General features: G+C 67.3%; 13 protein-coding genes. 6 read left to right on the top strand and 7 right to left on the bottom strand.

From position 1 onward, the window contains the following. Positions 1-16 precede the first annotated feature (16 nt). A complete protein-coding gene (locus tag H7J73_RS18555) occupies positions 17-1,672 on the top strand; it encodes an ABC-F family ATP-binding cassette domain-containing protein (protein WP_264069025.1) in 1,656 nt (551 codons plus the stop codon). 38 nt (positions 1,673-1,710) lie between these two features. Here H7J73_RS18555 and H7J73_RS18550 read toward each other — a convergent pair whose 3' ends face one another. After that, positions 1,711-2,322: a TetR/AcrR family transcriptional regulator gene (locus H7J73_RS18550; RefSeq protein ID WP_264069024.1), complete on the bottom strand. Its 612-nt coding sequence runs from the start codon at positions 2,320-2,322 to the stop codon at positions 1,711-1,713. Positions 2,323-2,401: 79 nt separating this feature from the next. On the opposite strand from H7J73_RS18550, the gene H7J73_RS18545 reads away from it, so the two are divergent. Continuing rightward, on the top strand, positions 2,402-3,634 hold the full coding sequence (locus tag H7J73_RS18545; protein ID WP_264069023.1) for an FAD-dependent monooxygenase: 1,233 nt from the start codon (positions 2,402-2,404) through the stop codon (positions 3,632-3,634). Here H7J73_RS18545 and H7J73_RS18540 read toward each other — a convergent pair. Next, positions 3,605-4,846: a hypothetical protein gene (locus tag H7J73_RS18540; protein WP_308207430.1), complete on the bottom strand. Its 1,242-nt coding sequence runs from the start codon at positions 4,844-4,846 to the stop codon at positions 3,605-3,607. The genes H7J73_RS18545 and H7J73_RS18540 overlap by 30 nt on opposite strands. 341 nt (positions 4,847-5,187) lie before the next feature. On the opposite strand from H7J73_RS18540, the gene H7J73_RS18535 reads away from it, so the two are divergent. Beyond that, positions 5,188-6,378: an MFS transporter gene (locus H7J73_RS18535; RefSeq protein WP_264069021.1), complete on the top strand. Its 1,191-nt coding sequence runs from the start codon at positions 5,188-5,190 to the stop codon at positions 6,376-6,378. Between the two features lie 78 nt (positions 6,379-6,456). Here the strand turns inward: H7J73_RS18535 and H7J73_RS18530 are convergent, their stop codons facing one another. After that, positions 6,457-7,185, bottom strand: a complete 729-nt coding sequence (locus H7J73_RS18530; RefSeq protein ID WP_264069020.1) for a helix-turn-helix domain-containing protein — start codon at positions 7,183-7,185, stop codon at positions 6,457-6,459. Positions 7,186-7,249: 64 nt separating this feature from the next. Between H7J73_RS18530 and H7J73_RS18525 the strand changes: the two genes are divergently transcribed. After that, positions 7,250-9,130, top strand: a complete 1,881-nt coding sequence (locus H7J73_RS18525; RefSeq protein ID WP_264069019.1) for a S9 family peptidase — start codon at positions 7,250-7,252, stop codon at positions 9,128-9,130. Here the strand turns inward: H7J73_RS18525 and H7J73_RS18520 are convergent. The 3 genes from H7J73_RS18520 to H7J73_RS18510 form a co-directional block, all read right to left on the bottom strand. Further along, the gene (locus H7J73_RS18520; RefSeq protein ID WP_264069018.1) at positions 9,112-9,786 is read right to left on the bottom strand and encodes an SDR family oxidoreductase; all 675 of its coding nucleotides are present in this window, start codon (positions 9,784-9,786) and stop codon (positions 9,112-9,114) included. The genes H7J73_RS18525 and H7J73_RS18520 overlap by 19 nt on opposite strands. A gap of 145 nt (positions 9,787-9,931) precedes the next feature. Continuing rightward, positions 9,932-10,351 (bottom strand): nitroreductase family deazaflavin-dependent oxidoreductase, encoded by a 420-nt coding sequence (locus tag H7J73_RS18515; RefSeq protein ID WP_264069017.1) that lies wholly within the window; start codon positions 10,349-10,351, stop codon positions 9,932-9,934. Between the two features lie 41 nt (positions 10,352-10,392). Further along, the gene (locus H7J73_RS18510) at positions 10,393-11,616 is read right to left on the bottom strand and encodes an FAD-dependent monooxygenase (protein ID WP_264069016.1); all 1,224 of its coding nucleotides are present in this window, start codon (positions 11,614-11,616) and stop codon (positions 10,393-10,395) included. A gap of 191 nt (positions 11,617-11,807) precedes the next feature. Here H7J73_RS18510 and H7J73_RS18505 point away from each other — a divergent pair, with 191 nt between their 5' ends. Further along, on the top strand, positions 11,808-12,914 hold the full coding sequence (locus tag H7J73_RS18505; protein ID WP_264069015.1) for a lipase family protein: 1,107 nt from the start codon (positions 11,808-11,810) through the stop codon (positions 12,912-12,914). Positions 12,915-12,981: 67 nt separating this feature from the next. Continuing rightward, positions 12,982-13,947 carry an aldo/keto reductase gene (locus H7J73_RS18500; protein ID WP_264069014.1) on the top strand — a complete coding sequence of 322 codons (966 nt, stop codon included), beginning with the start codon at positions 12,982-12,984 and terminating at the stop codon, positions 13,945-13,947. On the opposite strand, the gene H7J73_RS18495 is transcribed toward H7J73_RS18500, so the two are convergent. Continuing rightward, positions 13,944-14,807, bottom strand: a complete 864-nt coding sequence (locus H7J73_RS18495) for a DMT family transporter (protein ID WP_264069013.1) — start codon at positions 14,805-14,807, stop codon at positions 13,944-13,946. The two genes, H7J73_RS18500 and H7J73_RS18495, sit on opposite strands and share 4 nt — an antisense overlap. Positions 14,808-14,820: the final 13 nt, after the last annotated feature.

The raw sequence follows: 14,820 nt of genomic DNA, 5'->3' as shown, positions 1-14,820 counted from the left end.
CGGCGAAGGTGAACCGATGACGGCGACACTTGTCGCGAAGGATCTGGCCGGTGGATTCGCCCACCGCACCCTTTTCGAGGGTCTGGATCTGACGGTCGCACCGGGTGATGTCGTCGGCGTCGTCGGTGCGAACGGCGCAGGTAAGAGCACTCTGCTGCGGATCCTCGCCGGCGATCTCGAACCGCTCGCCGGGACGGTCAGCGTCGCACCGGCGGACGCCTTCGTCGGGTGGCTGCCCCAGGAGCACGAACGCGTACCAGGGGAAACCGTCGCCGGCTATATCGCGCGCCGAACGGGATGTGCCGCGGCGAGCCAAGCGATGGACGACGCCGCCGCGGCACTGGCCGACGCCGGCGACAGCACTGCGGTGACGGATGCCTACTCAGTGGCTCTCGATCACTGGCTGGCCACCGGTGCGGCGGACCTCGACGAACGCGTGCCGGCCGTGCTGGCCGACCTCGGGTTGGATACCGATGCGGTGCAACCGGAGTCGACCCTGATGACCGCCCTGTCGGGTGGCCAGGCTGCCCGTGTGGGCCTGGCGGCACTGGTTTTGTCGCGATTCGACGTCGTCCTGCTCGACGAGCCGACCAACGATCTCGACCTCGACGGCCTGGCCCGGCTGGAGCAGTTCGTCGGAGATCTTCGCGGCGGCGTGGTGCTGGTGAGCCACGATCGGGAGTTCCTCGCCCGCAGCGTGACTCGGATACTCGAGCTGGACCTGGCCCAGAACACCACCACGATCTTCGGCGGCGGCTACGAGAGCTATCTGGAAGAACGTGAGGTGGGTCGCCGCCACAAGCGGGAACAGTACGAGGAGTTCGCCGACAAGAAGGCCGATCTCGTCGCCCGCGCCCGCACGCAACGCGAATGGTCGAGCCAGGGTGTCCGCAACGCGATGAAGAAGTCACCCGACAACGACAAGATCCGGCGCCGCGCGGCCACCGAGTCCAGCGAGAAGCAGGCGCAGAAGGTGCGGCAGATGGAAAGCCGGATCGCGCGCCTTGAGGAGGTGGCCGAGCCGCGTAAGGAATGGGTGCTCGAGTTCACCATCGGAGCCGCACCACGGTCCAGCTCCGTGGTCGCGACGCTGAATAAAGCTGTTGTGCGGCAAGGAGATTTCGTGCTTGGTCCGGTGTCGCTGCAGGTCGACGCCGGCGAGCGGGTCGGTATCACCGGGCCCAACGGCGCGGGGAAGTCGACACTGCTGCGGCTACTGCTGGGTCGTCGGGAACCCGACGAGGGTCGGGCGAGCCTGGGTGCCAGCGTCGCGATCGGCGAGATCGACCAGGCGCGCGCGGATTTCACGGGCTCCGGGCGGCTCGTCGACCGTTTCGAGGCGCGGGTGCCGACCTGGTCGACCGCCGACGTCCGGACCCTGCTCGCGAAATTCGGGCTGCGTGCCGACCATGTCGAGCGTCCGGTCGACGATCTCTCACCCGGTGAGCGGACCCGCGCCGGCCTGGCGCTGCTGCAGGCGGTCGGTACCAATGTGTTGGTGCTCGACGAGCCGACGAACCATCTCGACCTCGCAGCCATCGAGCAACTCGAGCAGGCGCTGGAAACCTATGACGGTGCGCTGCTGCTGGTTACGCACGACCGGCGGATGCTGCAGAACATCCGGCTGGATCGGAGATGGCTGGTCGACGGTGGCACCGTAACGCAGTTGTAGTCGTAAGATGCTGTGGCGCAGCCATTTTCCATGCCCGGCTAGGATGCACCGCCCCGCGACAAATCGGTTGCGAGCGGGAGAAATATGACGTCGACGATCTCGACCAGCGTTTCCGGTGCTGCCGCCGTCATCGTCATGAAGATCTCGTTGCGCAGCAGATCGCCCGGTAGCGAGATGACTCGCACGGGCAGAGGCGTCGGCCCGAGTTCGCCACGGGCCACGGCGCGCCCGACGATGGTCTCCATCACCGAGGGGCCTTCGGGTAGGAACAGTGAGCGGAATTCGGCCGGTGATCCGCCTTCCTCGTCGAAGTAGGCGCCGAGGCGGACGGTGAACAAGCCGATGAGTCCGGAGCGGCGGTCGTTGACCTCGGTCAGGATGGCGAGCGTGTCCTCGCGCAGGCTTCCGGTATCGGGTGCGGTGATCTCGTCGACCACACCCCGGTGCCGGACCGTCGCCCTGAGCAGGTCCATCCGCGAGGGCCAGCGCCGATAGAGCACCGAACGGGCTGCCGCAGCTCTGGTCGCGACCGCGTCGATGGTGAAGCGGTCGTAACCGGCCTCCAGGAGTTGATCCCACGCTGCGTCGAGGATTGCGGTCTCCAGCGCCGCACCGCGGCGCCGTGAGCCGGCGGGTGTATTAGAGGACACTTGCGTAGCTTATCTGACGATGCTAACGTCTGGCTATAAGCAACAGTAGTGTAGCTAAAGCACTCGCGAGAGGAACGTCATGACCAACCGCAGCGCCCTGATCTCCGGTGCCAGCATCGCCGGCCCGGTACTCGCCTTCTGGCTGGCCGAGGCCGGCTGGGACGTCACCGTCATCGAGCGTGCCGAGCAGCTGCGGACCAGTGGTTATCCCATCGACATCCGGGGCACGGCGATCGAGGTGGTTCGCCGGATGGGGTTGCACGACGAGATCGCGGCGGCGCACTACCGCCACGTTCCCGTCGAGCTGCTCGCATCCAGTGGGCGCCGGCTGACCACGCTGGAGTTCGGCGATCTGTTGAGCGACACCGAATCCGGCGATGTGGAACTCACGAGAGGGGAGCTGGGTGGGATTCTCTACCGAGCCAGCGCGGACCGCGTCACCTATCTATTCGGGGACTCGATCAGCGCGCTGACTCAGACCGACTCCGGTGTCGACGTCACGTTCCGCCACCACCAGCCCCAGTCGTTCGACGTGGTCGTCGGGGCCGACGGAATCCACTCCAACGTTCGTGCCCTGGCGATGGGCGAGGAAGGCCAATTCGTCCGGCACCTGGGGCCGTACGCGGCGATCTGGGACCTGCCCGCCGACCGCTTCACTCCTGGTGCCGGATACATGTACTCACATCCGGGACGCACCGTCCTGGTAGAACGCCCGACCGACGGCGGGCCCGCCCGGGCGTTCCTGGCTTTCGTCCACGAATCGCCGGGCTCGGTCAACGTGCGCGACATCGACGAGATCGTCTCCAGCGCGCGCGCCGCCTTCGCCGAAGATCGTTGGCGGACAGGCGAAATCATCGACACACTGGCGCTGGCCGACGATGTCTACTTCGACACCGTGAGTCAGGTTCGCATGGACCGGTGGAGCTGCGGGCGGATCGCGCTCGTCGGTGACGCCGCCTACGCGCCGGCGTTCCTGTCCGGCCAGGGCACCAGCATCGCCGTCGCCGGCGCTTACGTGCTCGCCAGCGAGTTGGCCCGGCGCGACGACCCGCAGCAGGCTTTCGCCGCCTACGAGGACCGGTTGCGCAGCTACGTCACGAAGAATCAGGACCTGGCGTTGCGTACCGACTCGACGGTGATCTCGCGCACCCGCGGCCAGCTCTGGCGCCGCAATCTTCGGCTCTGTGCGGTGCCGTGGTTGCAGCGCCTCGGGCTGACCTCATTGGTTCGCCCCAACCTGCAAAGCGCCGCAACCGACTTGTCGTTGGCCGGTCACGACCTCCTACGCCGTGATCAACACGCCGGCGGCTGACGCTGCGAGCGCAAGTTCACCGATCGTCAGGTCGCCCCAGCCGTCGTGGATCGGGCCCATGGTGGATCCCAGCCACGGCACCACACCGGGGTCCGGACTGACGCCGAGGTTGTAGGCCTGCATGCCGGGCAGGTGATGCTCGAAGAAGTTCCCGAGGATGTCCACCGCGAAGACGAGGTCTGCGACAGGGTCGGTTCCCCACCGTGCGGAGGAGTTGAACAATGGGTTGACCGCGGCGGGGTTGCCGATCATCACGATGGACCCGTAGTGCGGCTTGCTTCCGCCGGCGGGGATATAGGCAGGCATGAACGGCTGCAATCCGGGTAGGTCGGTGGCGAGATATGCGGCCGTATCGCCGTAGGTCTCGACGTTGATGAAACCGGCGTTGATGCCATTGCCCGGCACCACCGTGTTGATGCCGGGACTCTCGAAGCCGAGACCGCCGAGACCGGTCTGTTGTGCGACGTATTCGGCTTCCCAGCCGCCAAGGGAGTGCCCGGTGACGAAGATGTCACTGGTGCTGTAGCCCTGCGCGGTCGCCTCGGCCTCGACCTGCTGCTCGAATGCCAGTGAATCGGTGAACGCCTGCGGAGTGGTGTCGGTGAAGGCCACCTGCATGTCGGTGACGATCTGGGAGAGCGCGATCAGCGGATTGAACAGCAGGTTGGTGCCGCCGGTCGTGCCCTGATACGCGATGATGATCTGCTGCTGCGGCGTCACCCACACCTGGGCGGATTCGCCGGACAGGATGTTGGTGGATGTCATCGGGATGCCGTTCACGGTGAACGGCCGCAATCCGCCCGGGGTGCCTCCGAGCACGTACTCGGCGGCGGCCGCGTTGAGGAACTGCTCGACGGTCGGCGTGGGCGTTGTGGTTGGGCCGGTATAGACCTCGGCCGGCGGCACCGGCTGCGCGACGGGCGTCTCGTCCAGTCCGAGCGCAGATTCGACCCGTCGGAAGACCGCAAACAACGCCTCGTCGATCGGGGTGAAGTTCAGCGGGCTGGTGGGACCGGTGGACGCGACGGTCAGATCCAGGGCCTGAAGCACCGCGTTCACGATGCGGCCGGGCAGAGCGGTGATCTCGGCGATCGGCGTCGGCGGTTCCGGTGGACTCGGCGTCGAGCTGGCATCCGGCGTCGAGGTGGTCGGTCGGGCGAAGGTGGTACGGGCGCGCGGGACAGCGGCAAGGGTCGCAGCGGGAGGCGCCACAGTGGGAGGAGATATTCGGATGGAATTGTGCTGTGATACAACCGATTTCATGGTATCGGTACGCGATACCCGCCGATGAGTGCCGGCACTTCCACTCGGGTGTCCCGACGTGCCCGAGGAAATGCCCGACGTGCCCGACGTGTTGGATGGGCCGGTCTCCGCCCACGCCACGCCGTGCCCTGCCGCCGCCGCGATCCCGACCCCGACCGCGACCGCAGCCACCCGGACAAGTCGCTGAGCTTGCACCATCGTCGTTGTCCCCTTTGGCATTCGCGGTGGCGACAGCCTATGACATCGGGCGATGTCAGTCTCGGTTATGGGCGCACCGATAGAGTCGGAACGTGAGACAGGAGAGTCTTGGGCGTGCACACGGTGGGTGGCCGGCAGCGGGTCGCGGTGTCCTGCCTGCGGTATTGGCTTTGTTGTTCGCCACCGGCTGGGCAGCCAACCACTTCACTGCGATGCTGCCGGTGTTGGCGCAGACCGAAGGCCTTGGCAGAGCAGCGCTGGACGGTGCCTTCGGCATCTATGCGGTTGGGCTGCTGCCGGGGTTACTCGGTGGTGGAACGCTGTCGGACCGCTGGGGTCGACGGCCACTGCTGCTCGGCGGCGCCGCCGTCGCGGGCCTGGGCAATCTGGTGCTGCTGTGCTGGCACGACGAGACCGGCATCTTCGTCGGTCGCCTCATCGTGGGAGCCGGCGTCGGCGTCGCGATGAGCGCGGGAACCGCGTGGAGCGCCGATATCGGCGGTGGATCGGGCTCAGTGCTGGCGGGCGTGTCATTGAGCGCTGGATTCGGCTGTGGCCCAGTCATTTCCGCACTGCTGGCGCAGTTCACCGCCGCCCCGATCCACGTACCGTTCATTGTCACCGCCACGGTGTCGGCCTTGGCGGTGATATTCGGTGTTCTCCTGACGCGGACTCCGGTCGCCCGCCCACTCCCGGCGCCGGCCGACGACTCCTCCGATAGCCGGGACGGCCGAGGTGTGGTCGCGGCACTGACTGCGGCGCTGCCGTTGGCGATGTGGGTGTTCGCCTGCGCAACGGCCGCGACGGTGACGATGGTCGAGCGCATGCAGTACCGCTTCAGTGGACCGTTACTCCCGGGCGTGGCCGCCGCCGTCACGCTGACGTCGGGAGTCCTCGTGCAGATGGCTGCCAGGCGGTGGGAGTGGGGCGCATGGGCGGGGAGTGCAGGCGCGCTCGCCGCCGCGACCGGATTCGGTGTGGTCGCGGCCTCGGGTGACAGGCCGTCGTTGGCGGTGTTCCTGACCGTCGCGCTGATTCTCGGCATTGCTTACGGCTTGTGCCTACGTCAAGGGCTCTTCGACGTGGAGACGCTGTCGCCACCGGACCGACGTGGCACGTTGACCGGTATCTTCTGGGCCGTCACCTACCTCGGCTTCGGGCTGCCCGTCCTGCTGGTGACCATCGAACCGGTGGTGGGGAACACCGCACCCATGCTTGTCCTCGCGGCCGCCGCCGCCGCTGTCGCAGTCCTACGAGCAGTGCACCTTCGCCGGTGGGCATGACAATTCGCTGCCGCGTGGGCAATTCGCTCTGAACCGGGCACTCGCACACCCACTTCTGTGCGCTGGTCTCCGCGTTGGTCAACCTGACTCGCTCAGCATCCGCCCCGCTCGGCGCAGCACGTCGAGTTGGGCCTCGTTGTACAACTCGGCCACCGCAACGCCGACCGTCTTCTGCACGAAGAGCGCTCCGTTCGGGGCGTCCGTTTCGGCGTCGGTCAGGCCGGGGTTCGCGGCGCGGAGCGCGTGGATATATGGCACCAGGTGTTCGGCGATGTCCTGGCGCGTCGACTCGTCTGCATCGGGCGCCAGCGCGTCGAAGGCAGCCGCCACCGGGTCGTCGGGTGAGTTCTCCAGCAGGTCGGCGTACACCTGTTTGCCGCGCGGCCCCAGCACGCGGGTCAGGACAACGACCAGCGAGCGGTCCGCCTCCGACAGTTTGGACACGACCGCCTGCGGCACGAACGCGGTGGGCAAATCGGTGGGCGCCGAATGCTCCAGGATCAGGGCGAGCTCGTCGCGGGCCCGCTGCAGCCGGTCGATGGTCGTGGCGAGCTCGGTATCGAGTTCTCGCAGCGCCTGCTCAGGATGGTCGTCGCCATCGCCCATCGCCGCGATCTGAGGAAGTGAAAAGCCCAGTTCCGTCAGGCGTTTGATCCGCACCAGCCGGACCAGGTGCGCCACGCCGTACTGCTTGTAGCCGTTGCTGCGGCGTTCTGGCTCAGCCAGCAGACCGACGTGGTGGTAGTGCCGCACTGCGCGCAAGCTGGTGCCTGCGAGTGCGGCGATTTCCCGGGTGCTCCATCCCACGACTCCATTCTGGACGAGGCCTGTGACTTGACTGTGCCGTTGCGTCCGAGTGTCTGCTGTAGGCATGGCAACACACATCTCCGTAGAGGACTTCTTCAGACCGCCGATCCGCGCTGCCGCCACGATCTCGCCTGACGGCAGCAGGATCGCCTACCTCGCGCCGTGGAAGAACCGGCTCAACGTCTGGGTGCACGGTGTCGACGGGGGCGACGAACCACGCCGGGTCACCGCGGACGAGACCCGCAGCGTGACCGACTACCGGTGGACTGACGATCCACGCTGGCTGCTCTATGCCCAGGACTCCGGCGGTGACGAGAACTGGCACATCTATCGGGTCGATCTGGACGAGCCGTCGGCACCCGTAGTCGACCTCACGCCATTTCCTGGCGCCAGGGCGTACTACGAGCTGCTGGCAGACCGTCCCGGTAAGGCGATGGTGGGCATCAACAACCGGACTCCCGAACTCGCCGACGCCTACGAACTCGATATCGCCACCGGCGAACTGACACTGCTTGCCGAGAACCCCGGGAAGGTCGCCGGGTGGTTGCCCAGTCGCAGCGGTGAGCTGTTCGCGTTCTCGCTCACGGCCGACGGTGACGTCGAGCTGTCGTCCTGGGATGCCGGCGACCGCGCGCTGCGCACGATCAAGGTGTACGACGGTGCCGACTACACGTTGGGCATCTGGCCGATGGCGGTCACCGCGGACGGTAAGGGGCTGCTGCTCGGCTCGAACCGCAACCCAGAGCACACCACCCTGGTGCGGTTGGACGTCGCCACCGGCGAAGAAACCGAGGTCGACAGCCACCCGACCCTCAGCATCGACCCCAGGGCCGGAGTGTTTCCCACGCTGCCGTCGCCGCTCATCGTCAGCAGGCGCACCGGTGAGCTGTTGGCGGTGCGTTATCTCGGTGAGCGCCAAGTGATTCAGACGGTGGACGACCAGTTCGCCACAGTGCTGGCGAGCGTGGAGAAACTGTCCGGGGGCGACCTGACCGCGATCTCGTCGGACGACAGCGGTCGACGCTGGGTGGTCAGCTTCGACGACGATACGAATCCCGGAGTGACCTACCTCTACGACCACGCGACCGGTGAAAGCCGGGAGCTGTTCCGCCCACTGCCGCACCTGGATCCCGCATCGCTGGTCCCGATGACGCCGGTCACCATCCGGTCCCGCGACGGCCTGGACCTGCACTCGTACCTGACGCTGCCGCTGGGGACCGAACCGCGCGGGCTGCCGCTGGTGCTGGTGGTCCACGGTGGGCCATGGGCGCGGGACAGCTGGGGATTCCAGTCCGGCACCCAGCTCCTGGCCAACCGTGGCTACGCTGTCCTACAGGTCAACTTCCGCGGATCCACCGGCTACGGACAGGGATTCGTCAAGGCCGCGATCGGTGAGTTCGCCGGCAAAATGCACGACGACCTGATCGACGCGGTCAACTGGGCCGTCGACCAGGGGTATGCGGATCGCGATCGGGTCGCCATCCTGGGCGGTTCCTACGGCGGGTATGCCGCGCTGGTCGGCGTCACGTTTACCCCTGACGTCTTCGCCGCCGCCGTCGACTATGTCGGCATCTCCAGCCTGGCGAACTTCATGCGCACCCTTCCCGAGGTCGCGCGCCCGCATCTCGCCAACAACTGGCACCTCTTCGTCGGCGATCCCGACGACCCAGATCAGCTGGCCGATATGCTGGCGCGCTCACCGATCACTCGGGTCGATCAGATCCGCACTCCACTGCTGGTCATCCAGGGCGCCAACGACGTTCGCGTGGTGCAGGCGGAGTCAGACAATTTGGTCGAGGCACTACGGGCCCGCGGAGTCGACGTCGAGTACATGGTCAAAGGCGACGAGGGGCACGGTTTCGTGAACCCGGAGAACGTCGTGGACCTGTGGCGCGCTATCGATCGATTCCTCGCAGAGCACCTGGGTCAGGCGGCCGCCAGGTGATTCGCGCCGCCGACGTAGACGATGCTCCGGGCGTTCGGGGTGTTGGCTGCGTCGGCGATCGCGTCGGCGAAGTCGGTGCCCGCCACGATGGTCCCGTCGGTCAGGTCGCCGGAGACCACGGTCAGATGTACGCCAGCCCGGTTGAACACCGAGCGCATGGCGTAGAGCGCGGTCTCACCGGCACGCTTGCTCGCGGCAACCGCCGAATAGCCCTTGGGCACAGCCTTATTCGGGAAAAAGTGCGCCTGATGGCTGGTAACGAAGACGATGCGTCCGTCGGCAGGCATCAGCGGTACGGCCAGCCGGGCCAGGTGACGCTGCGCATCGCGGTTGATACGCATGGCGTAGCCAGGGTCGACACCTGCGCCAAGGCCACCCGACGCATTCAAGATCAACGCGTCCAGCCGGCCGAAGCGGACTGCGATGGCGTCGATCATCGCCGCCGCGTCGGATTCGTCGCAGATGTCGGCGGCCAGGGTCGACGCCTGTCCACCTGCCCGGCGGATGGCGCCGACGATCTCGCCGGCGCCGACGGCGTCCTCGCGATAGTTGACGACGACGTGGGTATCGGGACTGGCGAGCTGCTGCGCGACGTCCGCGCCGATGCCCCGCGACGCTCCCGTTACCAAGACGATCCGGGCCGGTTGCTGATGCATGTGCGTCCTTTCCGCCACTGAAGATCGGTGAGCAGTAGACGCAACCGTACACGGAAATTAAGAAAAGTAAGGGAAATATAAGGTCACGATAAGGCATAGGCACGGACAATCCGCTGCCTACGTCGAACGATTACTCCACGACTGATTACTCCACGACGAAGACGGGGATCAACCGGTCGGTCTTCGTCTGGTACTCGGCGTACGGCGGGTAGGCCTCGACGGCCAGTTTCCACCAGTCCGCGCGCTCGTCGCCGGAGAGCTCACGTGCGGTTCCTTCGAACGTCTTGTCGCCGTCCTGCACCGTCACGGCGGGGTTGGCCTTGACGTTGAAATACCAGGACGGGTGCTTGGGGTCGCCGCCCTTGGAGGCGACCATGGCGTACTTACCGTCGGACTCCACGCGCATCAGCGGCACGTAGCGCTTCTTACCCGACTTCACGCCGGTGGTGGTGAACAGGACGATCGGCCGGTCCAGCACCTCGACCCCGTCGGTGGTCCCTTGCTCCAAAATGCGTTCGGTCTGCTCGCGTACCCAGTCAGTCGGGCTCAGTTCGGTCACGCGCACATAACACCGGCGGCGACGCGGCTATTCCCGGCGCGGTCAGCTCACGCGGGCGCGGGCTCCGTGGTCGAGTGCGGGTAGTCGGGCAGCGCAATGCTGTCGAGCCCGGTGTCGGCGAATCGATCGCCGAACACCTTCGTCAGGGCACGGCCCGCGGGACTCGCGATCGCCTGCGCACCGGCGTGGAGTGCCCGGATGCCGGCGGGGGTGCGTGGATTGGCGCGGCGTAAGACACTCATGCGTACCGGCGGTATCTTGCCGACGACAGACCTGATGCGCTGCTCGTACTGGGCGAGCCCGGCGAGGTGGTCATCGCCGGTGCGGGACAGCTCCCCGGCGAGCAGGTAGGCGCTGATCAGAGCGAGGCTGGTGCCGGTGCCGCCGAAGGTGGCCGAACAGAAGGCAGCGTCGCCGAGCAACAGCACCCGTCCCTTTCGCCACCGCGCAGCGTTGACCTGGCCGACGGCGGAGAAGTACAGCGGAGCGTCCTCGGTGAGGTCGTCGAGTATCCGCGGGGCGATACCACCGGCGTCGGCGAAGGTCCGCCGCGTGATCGCGAGCTGATCGGCGGTCTGGAGATCCTCCAGCCCGCGCACATCGGTGATGAACGTCAACATCGCGCGGGTGGTGCCGAGATTATCCGGCCGCAGGTGCACGCTCCGGGAGCCGGAGACGTGCTGCCAGTTCCACCACTGGTCGTCGCTCTCACGCCGGGGCAGGGTGACGTAGGCGATGTACATGCCGAAGTCGTTGACCTGGGTGGACGTGACGAACCGGCGCGATCGGGACCGCAATCCCTCGGCGATGACCACGAGGTCGGCGTCGATGGTGGTCCCGTCGTCCAGGGCGACGGTGACGTGGTCGTCGTGGTCGGTGAGGTCGGCGATCTGGGTATTGAATCGATAGTCGGTGTGCTCGTGCGAGTGCTCGATCAGAATGCGGGACAACTCACCGCGAAGCACCTCGAATTCGGCTGTCGGACCGTCTCTTTCACCAGGAGCGTTGATGGGAAACGACGCGGCGGGCGATCCGTCCTCGCGCAGGAAACGCATCCCCACTTCGCCGGTGTTCGCCGCGCGGAGGTCATCTTCGATCCCCATCCGCCGGACGACTTCGCGCGCCGCGCCCCGCACGTCGATGTTCTGACCTTCGTCGCGGCGCTGGGGAAATCGTTCGAGGACGGTGGTCTGCCACCCTCTGGCGGCGAGCTGATGGGCTACAGCGGGTCCGGCGATGCCGGCGCCGGAGATGACGGCGTGGGGTTTCACCCGTTCTATTCTGCCCATCGCGCGGCAATGTGAAACATCAGCAACATCCGGGTACCTTGCAGATCGTGGCCGGCGACCCGAGGAAACGCAGAATCCGCTCGCTCACGGTCCTGCTGTTCTCCATACTGCTGGTGTCCTGCCAGTCGAATCAAAGTGTTTCGGCAGGAACAGCGTTCGCGTACACGAGGCAGATGCCGACTATCTCCTCGGCGGACTGGGCGGCGCGGGGAACGGTGGTGAGCAGCTCGGATCACCCGTCGTTCGATATGACGGCGCTTCCTGCCGGATCCTCGGCTAGAGCCATGGTCTACCGGTCGGTGTCGGGTATCACCGGGGCCGGGACACAGGTGTCGGGTGCGGTGTTTCTGCCGCCGGGCGCACCACCTGCCGGCGGCTGGCCGGTGATCGGCTGGGCGCACGGGACCGTCGGCGTGACGAGTGACTGCGGACCGACCGGGGATGCCCGCCTATTCGGTGATATCGAAGCAGTGGCCGGTCAACTGTCGCAGGGCTACGCGGTGGCCTTCACCGACTATGCCGGGCTGCGCGGTGGACCGATGACCATCGCCGACACCCCGCACGCCTATCTGGAACCGAAGTCCGCCGCGTTCAACCTGATCGACGCAGTGCGGGCGGCCCGCTCGGTGGTGCCGCAACTGTCTGACCGCTGGGTGGCGGTTGGCGGCTCCCAAGGCGGTCAGACTGCCTGGGCGACAGCAGAATACAACGCAGCCTACGGACAGGGGCTGGACTTGCTCGGCGCCGCGGCGATCGTGCCCGCCTTGGACGTCAGTGATGTGGTGCGACAGGCCCAGGACGGCACCCTGTCGCGCGATGACCTCTCGGTGTACCCGTACGTGATCACCGGGCTGGCGGCGGTCGACCCGTCCCTGAAATTCGGGGACTACCTGCACGGGTCGCTGCTGGATCAACGGGAAGTCCTCATCTCCTGCGCGCCGCAGGCGCAGGACCGCAAGGCCCAACTCCAGGCGACGCTGACGGGCGCGGACGCCAAGCCGTCGTCCCCGGAGGCCGCCGAGCGGCTCGCGCACAGACTGGCTGACTACGCGTTACCGCAGCAGCCCACCGGTGTTCCGGTGCTGGCGGTCTATGGAGGTGCCGACCAGACCGTGGCACCGGAATGGACCGAGGTGGCGATCCGCAAGGGCTGCGCGCTGGGCGACACGGTGCAGCGGCAGCGGGTCGACGGGCAGGGGCACGAGCTCGATCCCGGCGCCGTGCTCTCGAAGTGGGTCGCGGACCGGTTCGCCGGGGCACCCGCACCGGACAACTGTTGACGGCTCCGGACGAGGGCAGCCCACGACCGCGCTTACAGTGTCGGAGACAACCGGCGAAGGAGGCGATATGTCGCTGAGCCCAGCGGACAAACTCGGTCTCGGTCTCGCCGCGGTGGGCCGCCCGGCGTACCTGACCGGCGGCCGGGACGCGGACCTCGGCGGTGCCCGCTCGGTATCGGAGATGCGCGCCCGCACCCTCGATATCCTCAATACCGCCTACGACAACGGAATTCGATACATCGACACGGCGAGGTCATATGGTCTGGCCGAGGAGTTTCTCGCCGACTGGTTGCGGGTGCGGCCCGAGGCGACGGATGTTGTGGTGGCGTCGAAATGGGGTTACCGGTACGTCGGCGACTGGCGGCTCGACGTCGATGTGCACGAGGTCAAGGAGCACACGCTCGAGGCATTCGAGCAGCAGTGGCACGAGAGCCAGACGCTACTGGGCGGTCGGCTCAGCCTCTACCAGGTGCACTCCGTGACGGAGGACAGCCCATTGCTGCGCGACGAGCGACTGCAGCGGGCACTGGCGGATCTGCGGAGTAGCGGCCTCGCCGTGGGTTTCTCCACCTCCGGCCCGCGGCAGGCGGCGACAATCCGCGCCGCCCTGACCCTGCGGGTCGACGGGGCGCCGTTGTTCGACTCGGTGCAGTCGACGTGGAACCTGCTGGAGACCTCGGCGGCGCCGGCGCTGGCGGAGGCCCACGCGGCCGGGGTGACGGTGATCCTGAAGGAGTGCTTCGCCAACGGTCGGCTCGCACCCGCAGCGCAGGATCCCGCCCCGGGTCTGCACAACGCGGTGCGCACCGCAGCCGATCTGGGCGTCGGCGTCGACCAGCTGGCGATCGCCGCCGCGGCGCACCAGCCGTGGGCGACCAGGGTCTTGTCGGGTGCAGCCACCGCTGACCAGGTCCGATCGCACGTCGCAGGCGTTGCGCTGGAGCTGACGCCCGCCCAGCTGGCCGATCTCACCGGTCGTGCCGAGGAGCCCGACGAGTACTGGGCGGCGCGTTCCCGCCGTGCCTGGAACTAGGCGGTCTGCCCGGCCGGTTTGCGGGTGGCCAGGAACAGCCCCACGAGGATCAGCGCCAGACCGGCGATGTTCCAGACCGTCAGTGGCTCGCCGAGGACGATGACCCCTGCCGTCAGGGCCACCACCGGGTTGACATAGGTGAACATCAGGGCGCGGGCGGCACCGACCTCCCGGATGAGCGCGAAGAAGACGACGAACGCCAGTGCGGTGCAGATGACGGCCAACGCGGCCAGTGCCACCAGCACCGTGGTGGAGGGCACCTGCTGCGGCCAGGTCGCCGCGGCGGGCAGCGAGTAGATCAGCGCGGCCACACCGAGGCATGCCGCGGTCATCGGCAGGGCAGGCACGTCACTGAGGCAACGGGCGGCCACCAGTGGGGCGATCGCGTAACACACGGCGACGAGCAGTACTTCGAGCACCGGGCCGGTGCTACCCGCCAGGCTGGGGCCGGCCAGCACCGCCACCCCGCCAAAGCCGATGCCCAAACCGAGGATTCGGCCCCGGCCGAGGCGGCGCTCACCTCCGGTGAACCGGTCGAGCACCGTCGCGATGATGGGGGCGGCGGCGATCAGGAGGCCGGTCAACGAGCTGGTGATGTGCCGCTCGGCGTCGGTCAGCAGGAACCAGGCCGCGACGATCTCGAAGAACGCGAATGCCAGCACCGGCTTCCAGTGGGCCAGCACCGGTCGCCACGCCGCCCGCGACAACGCCAGCGGCAGCAGCACCAGGGCCCCGACGGCCGTCCTGGTCAGCACGAGTACCGGGACGGAAACGCCGGCAACGGCGATCTTGATCAGCAGGTAGGGGATACCCCAGATGACGCTCATCGCGGCGAACAATGCCCAGCCGCGTGCACTCACCCGCTCAGCCTAG

It is taken from the genome of Mycolicibacterium komossense (assembly GCF_025822605.1).
In the GTDB taxonomy this organism is placed as follows: domain Bacteria; phylum Actinomycetota; class Actinomycetes; order Mycobacteriales; family Mycobacteriaceae; genus Mycobacterium; species Mycobacterium komossense.
This window is presented reverse-complemented; position numbering and strand designations above follow the sequence as displayed.

Coding starts and splice junctions, on each gene's coding strand:
- H7J73_RS18555 (WP_264069025.1), top strand. CDS start 17: ATGACGGCGACACTTGTCGCGAAGGATCTGGCCGGTGGATTCGCCCAC.
- H7J73_RS18545 (WP_264069023.1), top strand. CDS start 2,402: ATGACCAACCGCAGCGCCCTGATCTCCGGTGCCAGCATCGCCGGCCCG.
- H7J73_RS18525 (WP_264069019.1), top strand. CDS start 7,250: ATGGCAACACACATCTCCGTAGAGGACTTCTTCAGACCGCCGATCCGC.
- H7J73_RS18520 (WP_264069018.1), bottom strand. CDS start 9,786: ATGCATCAGCAACCGGCCCGGATCGTCTTGGTAACGGGAGCGTCGCGG.
- H7J73_RS18505 (WP_264069015.1), top strand. CDS start 11,808: ATGCCGACTATCTCCTCGGCGGACTGGGCGGCGCGGGGAACGGTGGTG.
- H7J73_RS18500 (WP_264069014.1), top strand. CDS start 12,982: ATGTCGCTGAGCCCAGCGGACAAACTCGGTCTCGGTCTCGCCGCGGTG.